We start from the raw sequence: 18,626 nt of genomic DNA, 5'->3' as shown, positions 1-18,626 counted from the left end.
CGCGAGGCGGAGGCCGCGGGGGATCAGGCTCTGGGGGGAGTGGGGTCCGCCGCGCGGGGGAGATCTGGGCGCCTTGTCACAGGGGGGACCGGTCGGACGGGACGAAGCGCGTGCTCAGCCACGCAGCGATCTCGTCGATGGAGTCGATTTCGTCTGACGCGATGGCAATGAAGTCGTACTCGGCCTCGATGTCGGTGGTGTTCCAATATCCGTTCTTCGCGTAGAGGTAGAGCGCGGTCACGAGTGCGAGGCGCTTGTTGCCGTCGAAGAGCGAGTGGTTCTTGGTGAGGCCGTGGAGCAGGGCGGCCGCCTTGTGATGGATTCCCGGGTACGCCTCTTGCCCGAACATCGAGGCCGATTGGCGATCGAGCGCTGAGAGGAGCAGGGCTGAATCACGAACCGGCTTCTCGGGCCGATCCGTGTTGAAGAGACGGCCGATGATAGGAGCGCTTCGGGAAACGTGACGACCGCGACGCTCACGTACGCGACAGGCGATCGATCACGTCTCCGTGCTCGATCAGGAGGCGGTCGAGGATCTGATCCTTGGCGTTGGCGCGCACTGAGGTGTACTCGTTCACGGCGTCGGAGACTATCGCCGTGAACGTCGTGCCCTGACGAGTTGCGAGCTCGTCGATGAGGGCTACCTGCTCCTCGGTGAAGCCGATGAGCTTCTTCGTCTTCGTGGCGGGCATCCGTTCTCCTGCGTATATCTCAATTGGCCTCAAGTATCTCTCCAGAGAGAATGCCCCACCAGCTGTTCATCCCAAGAGGCTTCAGTAGTCGGAGGTCAGCTGCCGTCCTTGCGACGCCGCACGCCGAGCACGAGCAGCACGACGCCGACGAGCGCGAGGGCCAGGCCGATGTAGAGCCACGTGCGGTCGCCGGTCATGGAGCTTCCCGGGATCAGGTTCGCGCCCTGTCCCGCGAAGACGACCCCGACCAGCAGGGCGACGACACCGACGACGATGAGCGCTGTGCGCCCGGCTCTGCTTCTCATGGCGGCCACGCTACTCGTCTCCTCCGACGGATCACCTGATGTCGGAACAACCGGCCATGCCGGAGCCCTGCGCGCGCGGATTCACGCTGAACGGCGACGCCTCGACGCCTGACAACCCCACCGACTCGACTGACTGGAACACGTCGTGGGCCTGGACGGCCGGCGAGATCGTCTCCACGACCGACGACGTGCTGACGAGGGGCCCCGCGCTCGGAACGGGCGCGGGCATCCTCGACGGCGATACCCAGAAGCTGCGGCCGGAGAGCCTCCTCGACCCGTCGCAGAGCCCGCCGGCCCCGGGTGCGCGCGGAAACTTCCTGACCCCGGCTGACGGCAATATGGAACACTTGCGAGGCGAGTGGACATTAGTGGGTATGGGGATGCAAAACCAGGAGGCGGAGACGTGGGCCGCGGCATGCGCGGGCGACTCCGCGGCGTTCGCGTCGATCTACGATCTGCATCGGGACCGGGTGTTCGGGCAGGCGCTCCGACTCATCCGTGAGCCGCACGATGCGGAGGACGTGACGGCGCTCGTCTTTCTCGAGGCGTGGCGCAGACGGGCTTCAGTGAGACTCGTCGACGGCTCTGTGATGCCGTGGCTTCTGGTCACGACCAACAACGTGGTGCGCAACGTCGAACGCGGCAAGCGTCGATACCGTGCCGCGCTCTCCCGGTTGCCGAAGCCGTCACTCCACGACGAGCAGCCCGACCACGCCGAATCGGTCGGAGAGCGGATCGACCAGGATGCGCGCGATGCTCAGGTGCGTCGGGCATTTTCGAGCTTGTCGAAAGCAGATCAAGACGTGATCACCCTCTGCGTGATCGAAGGACTCACTCAAGCACAGGCCGCTGCGGCGCTCGGAGTGCCGGACGGCACCGTGAAGTCGCGACTCTCGCGGGCGAAGAAGCGTCTCGCCGACCTGAACAGCGACGGATTCAACACCATGAGCACCGTAGGAGGTGGGAAGTGAACGAGCCACGATTCGACCCCGAGCGCAGCGCAGCCATCCGAACCATGCTCACCCAGACCGTGGAAGCTGAGCCCGCACGAGCCCGCCGGGTGCACTTCCGTATTACACTCGCAGCGGTATTGGCGGCGCTCGGAGTGACCTTCGGGGGCACGGCGGTCGCGGTCGCGCTCTCGGGCGGTTCGCTCTTCACCGTCGGGGCGCCGGCGCCGGTCACCACATCCTCATCGCCCGCGCCCTCGCCGTCGGCCACCGAAGCGGCCACGCCCGCCCCCACGCCGACTGCACCGTCGCATTCGCTGGCCATCACCGGCGACCGGATCATGCCTCACGACATCGTCTCGGCGCCTGGGGCGTCACCGCTGTGGTCAATCGACCTGCCGGCACTTGGTGGAGCGCCCGGATGCACGTACGACACGGTGATCGACGTCTCCGACGGATACGCCGTCGTTCAGCAGAGTCTGATCGCTGCCAGTGCATCGCCCGACCATTGCGATGTCTCTTCGAATCGGCTCGCGGTCACGCTGGTCGACACCGCCGCCGGTTCCATCGTGTGGAGCAGGGACTGGAGCTGGGAGCCCTCGGACGGCGATTCGACCACGGCGCGCCTGCTGGGGACCTCAGGGCGTGTGCTCATCTGGGACCGGATGGCCGGCGTCGGGCCGGCAGAAGTGCTCGAGCTGGCCACCGGCGAGACACTGGGCCCTGTCACCGTGCCGGACGGCTACTCGATCAGAGAGCTGAATGCCGTGCCCGGAGAATCCGGAGACGTGATCTACACCGCCCCGCGCCTGGATGCCGACGGTCAGCCGACCACGGAGTGGTCGGTCAGGCGAGCGGATCCCATGTCGCTCGGCACCCCGCTGTGGTCGCATGAGATCACTGCCGACCAGGTGCTGGGCTACAACCCGATCGGCAATTCGAGCTCCGTTCTGAACGTGCCCTACTTGCGGGACGGTAGCGGTTGGGCCGACGACGTGCTCGACGCTGACACCGGTGCCGTGATGGCGGCGGGGGTGCCCGAGCGCTCGTACATCTACTTCGACGGCTTCACTCTTCGGGAGACAGGGTTCACCCCCTACGGCGTCCCGTCGGCGATCGCGGGAATCGACGATGCCGGAAATGAGTTCTGGAGTCGGGAAAGCGAATCCGGAATCGCCATCGGTCGGGTCGACCTTCCGGGCCAGAAGCCGGCTGCCATCGCCCTGAACGACGGCAGCGACCTCGCCTTGTTCACCGCAGGAAACCAGCTCGAGCTCATCGAGGGCCTCACCGGGCAGGCGAAGTGGACGGCGGATGCGACGGCCTGCGATGTCGATCCTGCGAGCTTCGATCGGAGTTCGGCGTTCTTCACACTGCAACCGGACGGCGTGCTGGTGGACGTGTACAAACGCTGCGCATTCGACTACGCGACTGGTGACGCTGTCGATGTCGGCGCGCGTCGCGATCCGGGTTCGCTCGGATCGGCCGTGGATTACGAATTGTCTGGTGGGTACGGCACCGGCGGTCAGAGGGTGTTCGACGGGGTGATTCCCGGATCGGGAACGGCCACCGCCTTCGATGCCGTGAGCGGAGAGGAACTGTGGACGATCCCCATCGCGTCGGATGAACGATGGGAATCGGCCGGAGGCTACGTCGTCGGGTTCTCGGACGGGAGGATGTTCGGGATCGGATGATTCCGCGGTGCTACGCCGCGATCTCCTGTTCCCGGGCCGCCGCCACCTCGAGACCGCGCTCCGTGGTCGGGAAGCGGGTCAGCGCATCCTGGACGCCGGAGGCGGTGAAGTTGGCACCGAAGAGCTCGCTGCCGGGCTGGAGGGCGATGCTGTCGCGGAGGGATCCGACGAGCACCGGGTCGAAGCCGGATGCGTCCACCAGCGCGGCCACGTCGGACAGGGCCAGGTCGTCGTCGCCCGCGATGCCGATCGCCTTGCGGCCCGGCGTGCCTGCGGGCGTGGGGCCCTCGTCGAGGTCGTGGTAGCCCATGTGGTTGTAGGCCTTCACGACGCGCGACGTGGGGAGAAATGACTGGATCAGCTCGCTCGTCGAGACGCGGGGGTCGTTGAGGTCGTCGCGGATGCCGTCGACCTCCCACCAGTAGTTCATGGCGTCGACGACGAGCTTGCCCTCGAGGAGGTCGGCCGGGATCGAACGGTACTTGCCCAGGGGGAGGGCGAGGATGACGATGTCGGAGGTGCGGGCGACATCCGCAGCCGTCATCGCGACGGCGCCGGGTGCGAGCACGTCGATGATGAGCGAGATCTTCGCCGGGCTGCCGGAGCCCGCGATGTGCACGGGGTAGCCGGCGGCGAGGAGCAGGCGGCTGAGCACGGTGCCGACCTTTCCGGCGCCCAGGATGCCGATGGTGGGGAGGGTGGACTGCAGGTCACTCATGCGTCGCACCCGCCGTCTCCAGCTGCGACTCGGCGGCGAGCAGCTCCCGCACGCGCGGCGCGACCTGCGTGCCGAGCAGCTCGATCGTGCGCGACCGTGCATCCACCGACAGGCCGCCGATGTCGTACTTGAGGTCGAAGCGGCTGATCTGCAGTTCCTTCGTCATGCGCACGATCTTTTGCGCCACGGTCTCTGGCGAGCCCACGAACAGCGCGCCCGTCGCCAGCTCGAGTTCATAGCGCTCGCGAGTCGGCGGGTAGAAACCGCGCTCCTGACCCATCTGCGTGATCAGCGGCTGCCACGACTTCCACCAGGTCTCGGACGCCTCCTCGTCGGTGTCGGCGATCAGGCCCAGCGCGTGCTGCCCGACCGGCTGCATCGGCTTGCCGAACTGCTCGAGCGCCCGGAAGTACAGGTCGACGTGACCCGCGAAACGGTGCGGCTCACCGCCGATGATCGCCAGCATGAGCGGCAGGCCGTAGTGCGCCGCGCGGATGACGGAGTTCGGGCTGCCGCCGACGCCGATCCAGGTGGGGATGCCGCCGGGGCGCATCGTGGGATGCAGCGTCTGCTCGACGAGCGGGGCACGCACGGAGCCCGACCAGGTCGTCGGCATCTCACGCTGCAGCTTCATGAAGAGGTCGAGCTTCTCTTCGAAGAGCGTCTCGTAGTCTTCGAGGTTGTAGCCGAACAGCGGAAACGACTGCGTCTGCGACGCACGACCCAGCACAAGCTGCGCCCGCCCGTTCGAGAGGGCGTCGAGCGTGGAGAACTCGTTGTAGAGGCGCACCGGATCGTTCGTGCTCAGTACGGTGACCGAGGTGCCGAGACGGATGCGCTCGGTCGCCGTGGCCATACCGGCCAGCAGCACGGGGCCGGCCGAGTCGACGTAGCCCTCGCGGTAGTGCTCGCCGATGCTGAAGATGTCGAGGCCCACCTTCTCGGCGAGCTTCGCCTCCTCGATGAGCAGACGCACCGTCTCGGCGTCGGACAGGGTGCGGGCGCCGTCGGTCGGCACGTCGCCGAAGGAGTTCAGTCCGAATTCGATCGAACCAGTGGTCACGGGATGCCTCCTGAAGTGATTGACGCGTCCATCTTCGCGTCTATATGATTGACATGTCAACTAGGAGGAGTCGTGGAAAATTCCCAGGCGGTGCGGAGCCGCAAGTCGCCGACCGCGGAGGAGCTCCGGGTGTGGCGCGACTTCGTGGAGACGGGTGACCGCATCCGTTCTCTGCTCGCGGCCCGGCTGCAGGCCGAGTCGGGGCTGTCGACGGGGGACTACTCTGTGCTGCTCGCGCTCTCCGAGGCGGAGGGCAAGCGGCTCCGGTCATCCGATCTGGCGTCGGTGATCGACTGGGAGCGGAGCCGGCTGTCGCACCACCTCGGGCGCATGGAGGCGCGTGGGCTCGTGGTGCGCGAGCCGTGCGCGACCGACAACCGGGGGGCCGAGGTGGTGCTCACCGCGTCGGGGGCGTCACAGTTCCGCCGGGCGTCGGCGTCGCACCTGCGGGCGGTGCAGGAGCTGTTCGTCGACGCGTTCGCGGCGGGCGGCGGTGAGGCGAGTCTCGACGCCGTCGAAGAGGTGACGGAGGCGCTGCGCGCGCACCTTGATGGGTAGCCCCCGCGCAATCGCGACCTCCAGGGAACGTGGATGCGGGTGGGGTAGGTTCGCTGCTCGTGTCGGAACGTGTGGGTGAAGAGGGATTCGTGTCGCGCGCCGCGGGCATCCGCCTGCGCGAGTCCGACCTCGGCGCCAAGGGACTGATCGGGAGCGGCGCCGCCACCGACGTCTATCGGCTCGACAGCTTCACCGTGCCCGGCCATCACGGTGGACTCGCCTTCGTGCGAACGCGCGATCGCGCCGACGAACTCTGGAACCCCGCCGTGCTGTCGCGACTCGTCGCCCTGCGGCTGGGGCTCGACGCGGAGGCGCGGGCGATGCTCGACGGGGTGGCCGCGTGGCCGGCAGCCGTGGTGGAAGACGACGGCGGGGAAGCCGTGGGATGCCTGATGCCGTTGGCGGCGCATCCGTTCTACTACCTGCCCTCGGATGAGAAGAGCGCGGGCAAGACGCCGCAGAACGCGAAGTGGCTGATCGCCGCACCGAAGCGGGCCCGGCGGGCCGGCGCGGTCGCCGTGGCCGAGCGGGATCTGGTGGCTCGGTGCACCGTGCTCGCGCGGGTGTGCCTGCTGCTGGAGACGATGCACCGGCATGGCGTGGTGTTCGGCGATCTCTCGGAGAAGTCCGTGCTGTACGGAGTCGGCGACGTGGCCGAGGCCTTCGTGGTCGGATGCGAGGGTGCGGTGTTCGCGGGCGAGGGGGCCCTGCAGCGCAACAGTGCCGGGTGGGCGGCGCCCGAGACGGTGGGGGGAGACGGCGACGAGGGCGGGAGCGGCGCGGACGATGAGATCGCCGACGGCGATGGAGGAGCGGCTGTTCCGACGTCGAGCGCATCGTTCGTGAAGACGGATGCGTCGACGTCGAGGGCGCCGTCGGTGCAGACGGTCGCGACCGACCGCTACAAGCTCGGCCTGCTGATTCTGCGGGTGCTCGCGCCCGCCGGCGACGGGCTCGAGCGGAGCCGGGACCCCGAGCGCATCCAGGGTGTGGTCGACGCAGCCGGACAGCGGATGATGACCCGCGCCCTGGGCGACGAGCCCGAGGAGCGGCCGACCGCATCCGAGTGGTACTCCTACCTGCGCGGAGTGATCATCGAGAATCTCGACGCGCCCGTGATCCGCAGCGTCGTGGTGAGTCCGGCGCTCGTGGCCGAGGGCGACGAGGTGCGAATCGAGGTGGAGGTCTCGGGGGCGCAGCAGCTCACCATCGAGATGCCGGGGCGCGCCGACATCCGGCGCGACGTGGGCGGGCGGGTCGTGTCGGAGCGGTTCACCGCCCGGCAGAGCGGCCGCATCGGGGTGCGGGCGTCGAATGCCCACGGCGACGTCGTCGCGGTGTCGAACGTCGTGCGCGTGCTGCCTGTGCCGACTCCCGCGCAGATTCCGCTCGCGTCGCCGGACGTGCCGGCGGGGCTCGGGGTGCTGCCCGATCTCGCGTCGCTCGAGGCGGCGCTCGGGATCTCGACTCCTCCTTCGTCGGCCGGATCCCGGGGCGGCGAGATCTCGCCCTTCGACCGCGTCGCGGAGCTGCGCGCACGGCTCGACGCCGATGCCACGCCCGTGCGTGACCTGATGCGCTTCGGCATCGAGGCCGAACGGGTGTCCCGCGAGCGGCTCTTCCCGCCGTTCGAGGAGTTCCTCAACGACGCCGACGCACAGAAACCGCGGGACTGAGCGCTTCGTCAGGCCGCGGTCTGCAGGGCTGCACGGATCCGTCGCACGGATGCAGCGGCGCGTTGTCCGCCTTGCGCACCGTCCGGGTCACCCCTGAAGCGACGGTCCGCGGGCGGCCGGGTGGAGAGTGATCTCCACGACGGCCGCCCGATGACGGATGCGCGGTCTCGAGCGCCCGGAGCGGCGCTCAGCCGACGGTCGGCAGCACGATGACCTTGCCGCGGAGGGTTCCCTCCGCCGACTGCTCGTGGATGGCGGCGAGCTCCGTGAGCGGAACGCGCCGCGCGACCTCGACGCGGAGTTCGCCGCTGTCGACCAGCGATGAGATGCGGGCCAGCTGCTCGGCGTCGCTCTGCACGTAGACCACCACGGAGCGCACCCCACGCGACTCGTCGCTCGGGGCCGGCATCCACGCCGTCGTGCTCACGACGACTCCGCCGTCGCGCACCCGGCCGACGAGCGCCGTGAACTCGTCGGGCGCGATCGGCGCCAGGTTCAGCAGCGCGTCCACCGGTTCGGAGACCGCCTCGAGCACGGTGGATGCGGTGTGATCGACGACCTCATCCGCCCCCGCCGCCCGCACGCTCTCGCTGCTGCGGGGGCTGGCCGTTGCGATGACGTAGGCGCCGGCGCGCTTCGCGAGCTGCACCGCGAATCCGCCGACCGTTCCGCCCGCGCCGACGACCAGCACGCGCTGGCCCTTCTGGAGCCCGGCCTCGTCGAAGAGGGCCTGCGTGGCGGTGAGCGCGGCGGACGGGATGGCCGCCGCATCGGCCAGGGGGATGCTGGTGGGCGCTGCCACCAGAACGCTCGCCGGCGCGATCACATACTCGGCCGTCGCTCCCGGAGCGGTCATGGGAAGGAAGGCGATGACCGCATCGCCCACGGCGAACGATGAGACGTCGTCGCCGAGCGCGTCGATCGTGCCGGATACGTCGAAGCCGGGGGTGTGCGGCAGGGTGACGGGAATGGGCAGGAAGCCCGCCCGGATGCCGTTGTCGGCGGGGTTGAAGCCGGCGCCGGCGACCCGGATGCGTACCTCGCCCGGGCCGGGGGTGGGGATCTCCACGTCCTCGATCTGCAGCACGCTTGGGGCGCCGTGCTGGTGGAAACGTACTGCCTTCATGGTGTTCTCGCTTTCGCTCATCTGCATCAGATGCTTCGATGTCGAAGCACTTGAGAAGACCATAACAGTGCTTCGATGTCGAAGCAAGTTAGAATTGGCACATGACCGACGAATCTGCCTCCCTCGACCCCGTCGAACTCGGCGCTTATTTCGCACTCATCGAGGTGAGCAGCCTGCTGCGGCACGCCGTCGAGCTGCAGTTGAAGGAAGCGGGCGGTCTCAGTTACGTGCAGTTCCAGTTGCTGGCGACCCTGGGCGATTCGCCGGCGGGCAGCAAGCGGATGACCGACCTGGCCGACGGCGTCGTCTACAGCCGCAGTGGTCTCACGCACCAGGCCGGGCTGCTGGAGGCGGCCGGCCTCGTCACGCGCGCCCCGTCGGTCGACGACGAGCGGAGCGTGACCGTCACCATCACCGAGGCCGGCCGCGCCGTGCTCGCGACGGTGTTTCCGGGGCACATCGCGGTGCTCAAGAAGCTGTTCCTCGCGCCCCTCGGGCGCGAGGACGTGGAAGAGCTGGCCCGTTCGCTCTCCCTCGTTCGCGATCACATGAGGTCGACACCGCCGCGTTCCGCCGCCCCTCGTCGGCGCGGCAGCGGGCGCCGGGCCGGGGGAACCTCCTGACCCGGTGAGGCTTCGCCGCATCGGGCGAACACAGACGTGTGCCAGGGAACGCAGATGCTGGTGGGGTAGCTTCGCTCCTCGTGTCAGGACGTGCGGGCGTGGTCGAGCGCGCATCCGGAGTTCTGACCGACGTCACCTCCCCGAAAGGTCGCCGCTGAATGGCTCGTCGCTACAACTCCAACCCCGTCTCCAACTTCATGGCCTGGCTGGGCGGCGCCCGCCTCGACGTGCTGCAGGATGCGCCCGGCGACCGTGCGCGGTTCGTCGCGATGGGCGGGGTCATCCTGAGCACGGCGTTCTTGTCGGCGGTGTCGGCGGCGTTCGCGCTGAAGATGGCGGTGGGGGCGCCCATCGCGGTGGCCGTGCTGGTGGGGATCTTCTGGGGTGCGATCATCCTGAATCTCGACCGGCTGCTCATCATCGGCATGGCCAAGCAGAAGGGGGTGGCGCGCAACATCGGGCTCGCTCTGCCGCGCGTGGCGCTCGCGCTCATCATCGGAACCGTGATCTCCACGCCGCTCACGCTGCAGATCTTCTCGGCCGAGATCAACTCCGAGATCCAGGTGATGCAGGCCGAGGACAAAGCGGCATTCGAAGAGCGGATGGCGAACGACCCGCGGTTCGCCGCCATCCCGTCGCTGCAGTCGTCCATCGCGGACAACCAGGCGATCGTCGACCAGGGGCTGCAGACCGACCTCTCGTCCGACCCGAACTATGCCGCGGCCGTAGCAGCGACCGCTGCCGCCCAGGCCGCCTACGACTCGGCCCAGGCCGCCTACCTGGCGGAGATCGACGGCACGGGCGGCACGGGCATCCGGGGCGACGGCGCGGTGACGCAGTCGAAGCTCGTTGCCGTGCAGCAGGCCGAGGCACGGCTCGACGCGGCGAAGGCGGCCGAGCAGACGGCGGAGACGGCGGCGCAGGCGAACCTGCAGACATCCGCTCAGAGCCGGCTCGACGCGGCCAAGGAGCAACTGGCCGACGACAAGGCCTCGCTGGCCAAGGCGCAGGACGAGCGTGCCACCGAGCAGGCCGCCTACGACAGCGCCGTCGACAACAGCGCGGGGTTGCTCTCGCGGCTGGAGGCGCTGTTCCGGCTGGGGGAGGCGAATCCGCTGCTGAACGTGGCGCACATCATGATCGCGTTGCTGTTCATCTGCATCGAGCTGCTGCCGGTGATCGTGAAGGTGTTGTCGAACCTCGGCGTGCCGACCGCGTACGACCGCCTCGTGGATGTGCGCGAAGACGGCGAGGTCTCCGGTGGCGAGATCTGGGCCTCGGAGCGCGCGCGGGCCATCGAGGCCGAGGCGGGAGTGCAGGTGTCGGTGGCGTCGGATCGGGCTGCCCGGCAGGTGAAGTTCGGCAAGCGGATCAATAAGGCCGTGCTGGAGCAGCAGGAGGCCGTGATCGCGCAGGCGCTCGAGGTCTGGGGCGGTTACGCCGCCGCGCGTGCTGCAGAGCGGATGGAGGAGTGGGAGCGGTCGCTCGAGGCGGGGGAGGCGCAGGATGCCTCCGGGGCGCCGCAGGACGCGGCGGCTCCCGGCGCCCGCGAGTCGCGGGGATTCGGCCGCCTGCGGGATGCGGCGAGGTCGCTCGGCTTCGGAGACCGGCACGACGCGACCGAGCCGCTCGGTGTCGTGGCACCGCGGGATGCGGCGGGCGTGCGCGGATTCGCGGAATCCCGCGGCGGGGCGGCGGCAGGCGACTTCGACGAGCCCCGCGACGCGGCCGCGGAGATCGCGGCGCTCTTCGGTGACGACGCCGTGTGGGAGGGTCCCGACCGCGCGGCCGACGACACGGCGACCCGGCCCCTCCCGCTGAACCCCGACCGGGCCGACTTCCTTCGGCGCGCGGGCCTGCCCGACCAGCTCTGACGCGGCATCCGGAATCGGCGTTCCGGCCTGAGTCGAATGGTGAGCAGGTTCAGGGCGCGGTGGGGGAGACCGAGGCGTCGTAGATCGACTGGATCGCGCGGTCGAGGGTGGCGTCGAACTCCGCATCCGACTGCTGGGCCGACAGCCCCTCGGTCAGCGCGCGACTGAAGCTGGCGATCTCGCCGATGTCCTCGGCGAGGAGGGCGTCGGCCTCGGCGCGCGTGTAGCCGCCCGAGAGCGCCACCACCCGCAGGACTCGCGGATGCTCGGTGAGCGGCCGATAGACATTCGTGACGGTGGGCAGCGACAGCTTCACCATCACGTGCTGATCATCGGGCAGGTCGGCCAGGTGGGTCGTGATCTGCTCGAGCAGGATGCTCTCGGCGGCCGCCTTGTCGGGAATGGTGATCGTGACTTCGGGTTCGAGGATCGGGACCAGGCCGTGCGACAGCACCCGACGGGCGACCTCGAACTGCTGCTCGACGATCGCGGCGATGCCGGCGCGGTTCGCGTCGCCGATCACCGAGCGCTCCTTCGTGCCGAAGATGCCGTGCTGCACTGCGCTGTCGAGCAGCGCATCCAGCTCCGGGATTGGCTTCATCAGCTGCACGCCGTCGGCGGCGTCGGCCAGTCCTTTGTCGATCTTGAGGAAGGGCACCACCCCCTTGTCGTGCCAGAGGAAGTCCGCGGCCGGCTTGCCGCCGAACGCGCGGTTAATGGTCTCCTCGAAGAGGATGGCCGCGAGCACCCGGTCGCCGCCGAACGCGGGCGACATGACGATGCGCGTGCGCATCCGGTGGATGAGGTCGAACATCTCGGCCTCGGTGGAGTAGTCGCTCGGCGGGATGCCGTAGGCGCTCAACGCCTTCGGCGTCGATCCGCCGCTCTGATCGAGGGCGGCGATGAAGCCCTGGCCCGATTTCATCCGCTCGGCTTGCGCGTCGTTCACCATGGTCCGAGCCTATTTCTGCCACGCCCGCCACGACTACGATTCGCGTAGGATCAGGTAATGAGGATTAATCGATAAAATGGGCGAGGCGCTCGATTTCCGCCAGACAAACAACGACGGCCCCTTTCGGGGCCGTCAAGCGTAGGTCTGGTCGAGACCCACGGGGGGGGTATGAGAAAGGCTTAGCATTTCGTGAGGAGCGAGGCAATGATGGGGGATGGTGCGCCGAGTCGGGCGATCGCTGATGTCGATGGATTCAATCTCTACAACGGTATTCACGACGCTTACGATCGTCGCTATCTCTGGCTCGACCTCGTGAAACTGTTCGAGGCGTTGCGCCCTCGCAATGAGCTCATTCGCGTCAAGTACTTCACCGCGATCCTGATCGACGATCCCGAGACCCAGAAGCGGCAAGCCGAGTACATCGCCGCGTTGAAGGCCGCTCATCCTGGTCGAGTCGACGTGGTCGTACGTGCGACCACCCACATGGTGCGCACCATCTTTCGCAGATCCGGATTCCGCACCTCCTTCGCGATGAACGCAGATGGGTGCGTCGACCCTCGTCTCCTTCGGTGACTCCTGAGCGATGCCGCGCGATCACGCCGCCGCGCTGAGGACACCGAGGGCCAGTGTGAGCACTCCGACGTCGTCGACGATGAGGTCGAACGGGTAGCCGTTGCCGGAGTCGCGGAGGCCGACGCGTCGTCCGAGCCTCTACCAGGGCAGCCCAACGCAGCCGGTCGACCGTGAGCGCTAGCAGCCACCGTGAGAGCTGCGCTCAGAGGGGAGTGTGTCGTGGGCGGGGGTCGGGGATGCGTGTCTCCTCGTCCACATCCCCCGTCATTCTCCCGATCTTGTGTCGACAGTCGTCGAGTTCATCCCCCGAAAGGGCGGTAGCGACGATGAGGGCGACTCATCTAGCGTCGTTCGGAGCGGTCGATGTCGACCGGCGGAGACAGGACAACGGTGGCACCGAGGCATGCACGAGCGCGCAGGGCGCCGGTGCTGGTCGATCGTCGGGTGTTTCTCGGCGTGCTCGGCGTCGGAGTGCTCGCCGGGGGGTCCGCGATCCTCGCCGTGTCCGGGGCGGCCGCCCCGCAAGCGAGGACTGCGCCGCCGACGCCGTCAGCCACCCCACGGCCCACGTCGAGCGCGACGCCCACGCCGAGCCCGACCCCCACGCCGACTCCCACCCCCACTCCGGCCGCGCCCGCCCTCCCTCCCCTCGAGAAGATCCCGCTCCCTGGAGGTTCCCTCACCGGCCTCCCCGGCGACGGCGATCTGCTCGCCTGGACGGTCGACGACGGCTCGAACGCCGACGTCATCCGCCTCTACACGGAGTTCGCGGAACGCTCCGGTACTCGGCTGACCTTCTTCGTGAACGGCACCTACCCCGGCTGGACGCAGCACGCCGACCTCCTCCGCCCACTCGTGCAATCCGGGCAGATCCAGCTCGGCAACCACACCTTCGACCATGTCGACCTCACCAAGCTCAGCGACGCCGACGTGCTCGATCAACTGCAGCGCAATCACGGTTTCCTTCAGAGCACCTACGGGATCGACGCTCGGCCCTACTTCCGCCCGCCTTACGGCTACCACGACGACCGGGTGGATGCTCTCGCCGCGAGCATCGGCTACACCTGCCCGGTGCTCTGGTACGGCTCGCTCTCCGACTCCGGACTCATCACCGAGCAGCAGGTGGTCGACTTCGCGACGCAGTGGTTCCTGCCGCAGCACATCGTGATCGGGCACCTCAACTACCTGCCGGTCACCAACGTCTTCCCGCAGTTGCAGGGCATCATCGCCGAGCGCGGTTTGCGCACGGTGACCCTCGACGACGTCTTCCTGCGCTGACCGCGAGTCGAGCCAGGCCGAGCCTGAGTCAAGCGGCGTCGAGAAGACGCTCGGTCTCGGACCAGAGGCGAGCCTGCCACTCCGGGTCGTCGCCGGGACGGGTGGGCACGAGGCGTCGGGTGCCCTTGACCGAGTAGTAGCCCCCGCTCCGTCCGGCGAACGACGGATCGGTGGCGAGCTTCACGATGAGACCGGCACCTCGCCGCGGGTCACCGATGTGCAGGCGGGTCAACAGCTTCTCGAGCGGGGCGGCGAACCCGAGTTCGCGCCCCAGGCCGGTGACGTTGAACCCGGGATCGAGCACGTTGGCGGTGACCCCCGTGCCGTCGAGCCGATGGGCGAGTTCGAGGGTGAACATGATGTCGAGCAGCTTGCTCTTGCCATAGAAAACGGAGGAACCGCGGGCCGTGAACGGCTCCGTGTCGGTGAGGTCTCCGGGCAGGGCGAGGGTTCCGTGCCGCCGGGATGCCTCCGAGCCGACGTTCACGATCCGCGCGCCGCGTGTGGCGGCCAGTGACGGCAGGAGCTCGCGCGTCAGCAGCCAGGGGGCGAGGTAGTTCACCGCGATCATCTCCGGATGCCCGTCGGCGGTGACGCGCTGCTCGAAGGCGTGCACTCCCGCGTTGTTGACGAGCACGTCGATGCGGTCGTGGCGCTCGGCGATCTCCCTGCCGGCCCGGCGGACGTCGGCCATGCGGGTGAGATCGACGTCGACGACATCGACCGGCGTGCCGGGCGCGGCGAGCCGGATGTCGGCGCGGGTGGCTTCGGCCCGACCGGGGTCCCGGGCGGTGAGAACGAGGTGGGCGCCCTGCTTCGCGAATTCGATGGCGGCGAGGCGTCCGAGTCCGCTGGTGGCGCCGGTGATCACGATGGTGGGTCGCGCTGGGGTGGGCATGGTGTGGTGGTGTCCCTTTCGAGTACCGCGGGTATAGTGGGGAATTGCCAATCATATGGAGTTGATGGAGAAATGTCCATTAGTGCAGAGGATGACGCCTCCGGCCCTGCCGGGGACGGGACGCGTCGCGAAGCCGAACTCGCCCTCGGTGTGGAGATCAACGCGCTGCTCAGCGCATCCCGCGCACTGACGGAGCGGACGGCCGCCGCCTTCCACCCCGACCTGCAGCCCGCCGCCTTCCACCTGGCCCGCTGGCTCTATGCCTACGGCCCGGCCCAACCGAGCGCGCTGGCCGATGCCGTCGCGATGGACCGCAGTTCCACCAGCAACCTGATCGGCCGGATGAAGGCGTTGGGGCTGGTCGAGAGCTCTCGCCATCCCGCCGACCGGCGCGCGGTGATGGTGTCGTTGACCGATGCCGGCGTGGCTCGAGTGGTCGAGGCTCTGGATCTGCGTGGAACGACGTTCTTCGCCCGAACCCGGGACTGGTCGGTCGACGACGTGCACCTGTTCACGGCCCTCCTGCACTCCTTCAACACGCCCCGGGAAGGGGACTGACGGCCCGACCTGACGATCCGCTGGATGCTTCCCCCACGAGCTATCGCTGACAGTCGCCCGGGCATATCGTTGAGTATCGTTCGCGATCGCACACAGGAGGTCACCATGGGCAACTCATTCCCCGCCGGCGGATTCGGCGCCGGCGTCAACGCCGAGGGCATCTGGCAGGCGATGGAGGAGTTCAAGGCGCGATTCGAGAAGCGCGTCGGCACCCGCATGGGCCGTGGCGACGTGCGCGCGGCCGTGCTCGCCCTGCTCGCCGAGCAGCCGATGCACGGCTACCAGATCATCCACGAGATCGAGGAGCGCAGCGGCGGCGCGTGGAAGCCGAGCCCCGGCTCGGTCTACCCGACGCTCCAGCTGCTCGCCGACGAGGGCCTGATCGCTGCCGAGGAGTCGAACGGCCGCAAGACCTACGCCCTCACCGACGCCGGACGCGCCGAAGCCGCGAGCTCCAGCACATCCGCTCCCTGGGCATCCGACGGTGAGACGGGCGCGGGCAAGGCCGGCGACAAAGACTTCGGCGCCCTGCCCAAGGCCGGCTTCGAACTCGCCCAGGCTGCGGCCCAGGTGGGGCGCACCGGCACCCCCGAGCAGGTGAAAGCGGCCGTCAAAGAGCTCGAAGACGCGCGCCGCCGCCTCTACTCGATCCTCGCCGAGGACTGACCCGGGTGACATCCGTCCGTCCGGATCGGGGCGACGACGTTCCCGCTGCCCGGGTCGCTCGTGCGCGGTATCGCCGCATCCTGCGCTTCGCCGCGTGGAATCTCGCGGTGACGTGGTGGTACGAACTGCTGCTGCCGCGCATCGGACTCGCGCGCATCGCTGAACGCACCCGATCGAAGCGGATGCAGCGCTTCGCGCGACGCTTCCACGTGCTCGCCGTCGACCTCGGCGGACTGATGATCAAGGTCGGGCAGTTCATGTCGTCGCGGCTCGACGTGCTGCCGCCCGAGATCACGAAAGAGCTCGAGGGGCTGCAGGACGAAGTGCCGGCCGTGCCGTTCGACCTCATCGCGCGGCTGGCCGAAGCCGAGCTGGGCATGCCCCTGTCGCGCGCCTTCTCGTGGGTCGACGAGACTCCGGTGGCCGCGGCATCCCTCGGTCAGGCGCACCGGGCCCGGCTCGCGCCGCTCGACGCCCGCGACACGGGGCTGAGCGGCGTCGTCATCAAAGTGCAGCGGCCGGGGATCGACGAGATCGTGACCGTGGATCTCGCGGCATTGCGTCGCGTCGGCGGCTGGCTCAGCCATGTGCGGCTCGTCTCGTCGCGGGTCGACGCGCCCGCCCTCGTCGAGGAGTTCGCGGTGACCTCGCTCGAGGAGATCGACTACCTGCACGAAGCAGCGAGCTCGGTGCGGTTCGCGGCGGAGTTCGAGAACGATCCGCGGGTGAGCGTGCCCGAGGTCGTGTGGGAGCGCACCACCCGGCGCGTGCTCACGCTCGAAGACGTCACAGCCATCAAGATCACCGACACCGTCGGGCTCGCGGCGGCCGGCATCGACCCGGCCGAGGTCGCGCCGGTCTTCGCCGCGGTGATGTTCGATCAGCTGTTCTCCAACGGGTTCTTCCACGCCGATCCGCATCCGGGGAACATCTTCGTGACCCCGGTCGCGGTGACCGAGGGCTCGGAAGAGCGCCCCTGGAAGCTCACGTTCATCGACTTCGGCATGATGGGCGAGGTCGGCGCCAACACCCGCAGCGGGTTGCGCAAGCTGCTCATCGCCGCCGCCTCGCGCGACGGCAAGGGACTCGTGGATGCGGCCCGCGAGGTGGGGGTGCTGCTCGCGACGGCCGACACCAGCGAGCTGGAGCGGGCGATGACGCACCTGTTCGCCCGCTTCGGCGGGATGGGATTCGCCGAGCTGCGGGAGGTCGATCCGCGCGAGTTCCGCGAGTTCGCCGTGGAGTTCGGCGACGTGGTGCGGTCGCTGCCGTTCCAGTTGCCCGAGAACTTCCTGCTCGTCATCCGGGCCATGTCGCTCACGTCGGGGGTGTGCAGCGCGCTCGATCCGGCGTTCAACCTCTGGGATTCGGTGGAGCCCTACGCGCAGCAGCTGATCCGCGAGGAGCGCGGCAACGTGGTGCAGGATTTCGGCGCGCAGGCGCTCTCCACCCTCGGGCTCGTGTGGCGGCTGCCGAAACGCGTGGATACGCTCGTGTCGCGGATCGAGGAGGGCTCGGTCGGATTCCGCAGCCCCGACCTCGAGAAGCGGGTGACGCGGCTCGAGCGGTCGGTGGGTCGCGTGGTGTCGGCGGTGCTGTTCGGGGCGCTGCTCGTCGCCGGCGCTGTGGTGCGGGCCGACGACGCGGTGTTCGGCACGGCGCTGATGGTGGTGTCGGTTCTCCCGCTGCTGCACGCCCTCTTCGCGGGCCGCCGCGGGCGCTGAGCTCGCCGCCGGCACTCCGACGGCGTCTCGCCGGGTCCGGCTCGCGGGCGCGGGCTCGCCGGCGCGGGCTCAGGGCCGGGGGTGGAGGCCGTCGATGAGGAGGTCGAGCAAGCGCGAGGTCTGAGCGGGGTCGGGGGAGTCGCGCGTGGCCAGGAAGAAGCCGACCAGAGCGGTCGTGACGTCGTCGGCCTGCACGTCGGTGCGGAAGACACCTGTCTCCGTTCCCGCCGCGAGGAAGGCGCCGATCACGCTGTTGACGCGCTCGCGGGTGTGGTTCGCCGCGGCCGCGCCGACGAGTGCACCTGCTCGCAGGCTCTCGGCCATCCCGCGTTTGGTGGCCACGAAGGCGGCGTAGCGGTCGGTCCAGGCCCGGAGCGCCTGATCGGGCGATTTCGTGCGCAGGAGCGGATCGGCAGCGGCGATGACCGCGTCGAGTTCTGTGGCGTAGACGGCGGCCACGAGGTCTTCCCGGGTGGGGAAGTTGCGATAGAGCGTGCCGATTCCCACGCCGGCTGCGCGGGCGATGGCCTCGAGCGAGGCATCCGCGTCGTCATCGGAGAACGCGTCGCGCGCTGCATCGAGGAGCGCGACGCGGTTGCGCGCGGCGTCGACCCGAGGGGCGCGGGGTCGGCGAGCCGGTGGTGAGGTCGACAGGGATGACAAAGTGGAGGAGCCTCCGTATAGTGGTTTTAGCGGAG

General features: G+C 68.9%; 20 protein-coding genes. 11 read left to right on the top strand and 9 right to left on the bottom strand.

The window, feature by feature from the left end:
- Window positions 1-76: 76 nt before the first annotated feature.
- From BLW00_RS12470 to BLW00_RS12460, 3 genes are all read right to left on the bottom strand, one after another.
- Window positions 77-439, bottom strand: coding sequence for a type II toxin-antitoxin system death-on-curing family toxin (locus tag BLW00_RS12470; protein ID WP_407650967.1), 363 nt, complete (start codon window positions 437-439; stop codon window positions 77-79).
- Window positions 440-476: 37 nt separating this feature from the next.
- Complete coding sequence (locus BLW00_RS12465) at window positions 477-692, bottom strand: hypothetical protein (RefSeq protein WP_092554464.1); 216 nt, start codon at window positions 690-692, stop codon at window positions 477-479.
- Window positions 693-787: 95 nt separating this feature from the next.
- Entirely contained in the window at window positions 788-997 is a 210-nt protein-coding gene (locus BLW00_RS12460; RefSeq protein WP_092554769.1) for an LPXTG cell wall anchor domain-containing protein, read from the bottom strand.
- Window positions 998-1,035: 38 nt separating this feature from the next.
- On the opposite strand from BLW00_RS12460, the gene BLW00_RS24055 reads away from it, so the two are divergent.
- Both BLW00_RS24055 and BLW00_RS23450 read left to right on the top strand, forming a co-directional pair.
- Window positions 1,036-1,968 (top strand): RNA polymerase sigma factor, encoded by a 933-nt coding sequence (locus BLW00_RS24055; protein ID WP_245741547.1) that lies wholly within the window; start codon window positions 1,036-1,038, stop codon window positions 1,966-1,968.
- Entirely contained in the window at window positions 1,965-3,641 is a 1,677-nt protein-coding gene (locus BLW00_RS23450) for a hypothetical protein (RefSeq protein WP_092554461.1), read from the top strand. Before BLW00_RS24055 ends, BLW00_RS23450 begins: the two co-directional genes overlap by 4 nt.
- Before the next feature lie 10 nt (window positions 3,642-3,651).
- Here BLW00_RS23450 and BLW00_RS12445 read toward each other — a convergent pair whose 3' ends face one another.
- Both BLW00_RS12445 and BLW00_RS12440 read right to left on the bottom strand, forming a co-directional pair.
- Window positions 3,652-4,359, bottom strand: a complete 708-nt coding sequence (locus tag BLW00_RS12445) for an NADPH-dependent F420 reductase (RefSeq protein ID WP_092554458.1) — start codon at window positions 4,357-4,359, stop codon at window positions 3,652-3,654.
- Window positions 4,352-5,422: an LLM class flavin-dependent oxidoreductase gene (locus BLW00_RS12440; RefSeq protein WP_092554455.1), complete on the bottom strand. Its 1,071-nt coding sequence runs from the start codon at window positions 5,420-5,422 to the stop codon at window positions 4,352-4,354. Before BLW00_RS12440 ends, BLW00_RS12445 begins: the two co-directional genes overlap by 8 nt.
- A gap of 72 nt (window positions 5,423-5,494) precedes the next feature.
- Between BLW00_RS12440 and BLW00_RS12435 the strand changes: the two genes are divergently transcribed.
- Together BLW00_RS12435 and BLW00_RS12430 are read left to right on the top strand one after the other, a co-directional pair.
- Window positions 5,495-5,980, top strand: a complete 486-nt coding sequence (locus BLW00_RS12435; RefSeq protein ID WP_245741546.1) for a MarR family winged helix-turn-helix transcriptional regulator — start codon at window positions 5,495-5,497, stop codon at window positions 5,978-5,980.
- Between the two features lie 59 nt (window positions 5,981-6,039).
- Complete coding sequence (locus tag BLW00_RS12430) at window positions 6,040-7,656, top strand: hypothetical protein (protein WP_092554449.1); 1,617 nt, start codon at window positions 6,040-6,042, stop codon at window positions 7,654-7,656.
- A 187-nt stretch (window positions 7,657-7,843) separates the two neighbouring features.
- Here BLW00_RS12430 and BLW00_RS12425 read toward each other — a convergent pair whose 3' ends face one another.
- Entirely contained in the window at window positions 7,844-8,803 is a 960-nt protein-coding gene (locus BLW00_RS12425) for an NADP-dependent oxidoreductase (RefSeq protein ID WP_245741545.1), read from the bottom strand.
- A gap of 80 nt (window positions 8,804-8,883) precedes the next feature.
- Here BLW00_RS12425 and BLW00_RS12420 point away from each other — a divergent pair, with 80 nt between their 5' ends.
- Both BLW00_RS12420 and BLW00_RS12415 read left to right on the top strand, forming a co-directional pair.
- Complete coding sequence (locus tag BLW00_RS12420; protein WP_092554446.1) at window positions 8,884-9,405, top strand: MarR family winged helix-turn-helix transcriptional regulator; 522 nt, start codon at window positions 8,884-8,886, stop codon at window positions 9,403-9,405.
- Window positions 9,406-9,563: 158 nt separating this feature from the next.
- Complete coding sequence (locus BLW00_RS12415; RefSeq protein ID WP_092554443.1) at window positions 9,564-11,279, top strand: DUF4407 domain-containing protein; 1,716 nt, start codon at window positions 9,564-9,566, stop codon at window positions 11,277-11,279.
- Between the two features lie 49 nt (window positions 11,280-11,328).
- Here BLW00_RS12415 and BLW00_RS12410 read toward each other — a convergent pair whose 3' ends face one another.
- Window positions 11,329-12,231, bottom strand: coding sequence for a fructose bisphosphate aldolase (locus BLW00_RS12410; protein ID WP_092554440.1), 903 nt, complete (start codon window positions 12,229-12,231; stop codon window positions 11,329-11,331).
- A gap of 204 nt (window positions 12,232-12,435) precedes the next feature.
- Between BLW00_RS12410 and BLW00_RS12405 the strand changes: the two genes are divergently transcribed.
- Window positions 12,436-12,804, top strand: coding sequence for a PIN domain-containing protein (locus BLW00_RS12405; protein WP_092554437.1), 369 nt, complete (start codon window positions 12,436-12,438; stop codon window positions 12,802-12,804).
- A gap of 426 nt (window positions 12,805-13,230) precedes the next feature.
- Complete coding sequence (locus BLW00_RS12400; protein ID WP_217634355.1) at window positions 13,231-14,082, top strand: polysaccharide deacetylase family protein; 852 nt, start codon at window positions 13,231-13,233, stop codon at window positions 14,080-14,082.
- Between the two features lie 28 nt (window positions 14,083-14,110).
- Here the strand turns inward: BLW00_RS12400 and BLW00_RS12395 are convergent, their stop codons facing one another.
- Entirely contained in the window at window positions 14,111-14,980 is an 870-nt protein-coding gene (locus tag BLW00_RS12395) for an SDR family NAD(P)-dependent oxidoreductase (RefSeq protein WP_092554431.1), read from the bottom strand.
- A 72-nt stretch (window positions 14,981-15,052) separates the two neighbouring features.
- On the opposite strand from BLW00_RS12395, the gene BLW00_RS12390 reads away from it, so the two are divergent.
- From BLW00_RS12390 to BLW00_RS12380, 3 genes are all read left to right on the top strand, one after another.
- The gene (locus BLW00_RS12390; RefSeq protein WP_092554428.1) at window positions 15,053-15,538 is read left to right on the top strand and encodes a MarR family winged helix-turn-helix transcriptional regulator; all 486 of its coding nucleotides are present in this window, start codon (window positions 15,053-15,055) and stop codon (window positions 15,536-15,538) included.
- 105 nt (window positions 15,539-15,643) lie between these two features.
- Window positions 15,644-16,204: a PadR family transcriptional regulator gene (locus tag BLW00_RS12385; RefSeq protein WP_092554425.1), complete on the top strand. Its 561-nt coding sequence runs from the start codon at window positions 15,644-15,646 to the stop codon at window positions 16,202-16,204.
- Between the two features lie 5 nt (window positions 16,205-16,209).
- The gene (locus tag BLW00_RS12380) at window positions 16,210-17,928 is read left to right on the top strand and encodes an ABC1 kinase family protein (RefSeq protein ID WP_092554422.1); all 1,719 of its coding nucleotides are present in this window, start codon (window positions 16,210-16,212) and stop codon (window positions 17,926-17,928) included.
- Between the two features lie 69 nt (window positions 17,929-17,997).
- Here the strand turns inward: BLW00_RS12380 and BLW00_RS12375 are convergent, their stop codons facing one another.
- Window positions 17,998-18,591 carry a TetR/AcrR family transcriptional regulator gene (locus BLW00_RS12375; RefSeq protein ID WP_245741544.1) on the bottom strand — a complete coding sequence of 198 codons (594 nt, stop codon included), beginning with the start codon at window positions 18,589-18,591 and terminating at the stop codon, window positions 17,998-18,000.
- Window positions 18,592-18,626: the final 35 nt, after the last annotated feature.

The sequence above is a fragment of the Herbiconiux ginsengi genome, assembly GCF_900107435.1.
GTDB classification, from domain to species: domain Bacteria; phylum Actinomycetota; class Actinomycetes; order Actinomycetales; family Microbacteriaceae; genus Herbiconiux; species Herbiconiux ginsengi.
The sequence above is the reverse complement of the archived record's forward strand: the minus strand, read 5'-3'. Positions and strand labels throughout refer to the sequence as shown.

What these genes read in the sequence shown, in the direction of transcription:
- BLW00_RS12465 (WP_092554464.1), bottom strand. Translation starts at nt 692, where the DNA reads ATGCCCGCCACGAAGACGAAGAAGCTCATCGGCTTCACCGAGGAGCAG.
- BLW00_RS12460 (WP_092554769.1), bottom strand. Translation starts at nt 997, where the DNA reads ATGAGAAGCAGAGCCGGGCGCACAGCGCTCATCGTCGTCGGTGTCGTC.
- BLW00_RS24055 (WP_245741547.1), top strand. Translation starts at nt 1,036, where the DNA reads ATGTCGGAACAACCGGCCATGCCGGAGCCCTGCGCGCGCGGATTCACG.
- BLW00_RS12445 (WP_092554458.1), bottom strand. Translation starts at nt 4,359, where the DNA reads ATGAGTGACCTGCAGTCCACCCTCCCCACCATCGGCATCCTGGGCGCC.
- BLW00_RS12425 (WP_245741545.1), bottom strand. Translation starts at nt 8,803, where the DNA reads ATGAGCGAAAGCGAGAACACCATGAAGGCAGTACGTTTCCACCAGCAC.
- BLW00_RS12420 (WP_092554446.1), top strand. Translation starts at nt 8,884, where the DNA reads ATGACCGACGAATCTGCCTCCCTCGACCCCGTCGAACTCGGCGCTTAT.
- BLW00_RS12415 (WP_092554443.1), top strand. Translation starts at nt 9,564, where the DNA reads ATGGCTCGTCGCTACAACTCCAACCCCGTCTCCAACTTCATGGCCTGG.
- BLW00_RS12410 (WP_092554440.1), bottom strand. Translation starts at nt 12,231, where the DNA reads ATGGTGAACGACGCGCAAGCCGAGCGGATGAAATCGGGCCAGGGCTTC.
- BLW00_RS12405 (WP_092554437.1), top strand. Translation starts at nt 12,436, where the DNA reads ATGATGGGGGATGGTGCGCCGAGTCGGGCGATCGCTGATGTCGATGGA.
- BLW00_RS12395 (WP_092554431.1), bottom strand. Translation starts at nt 14,980, where the DNA reads ATGCCCACCCCAGCGCGACCCACCATCGTGATCACCGGCGCCACCAGC.
- BLW00_RS12390 (WP_092554428.1), top strand. Translation starts at nt 15,053, where the DNA reads ATGTCCATTAGTGCAGAGGATGACGCCTCCGGCCCTGCCGGGGACGGG.
- BLW00_RS12385 (WP_092554425.1), top strand. Translation starts at nt 15,644, where the DNA reads ATGGGCAACTCATTCCCCGCCGGCGGATTCGGCGCCGGCGTCAACGCC.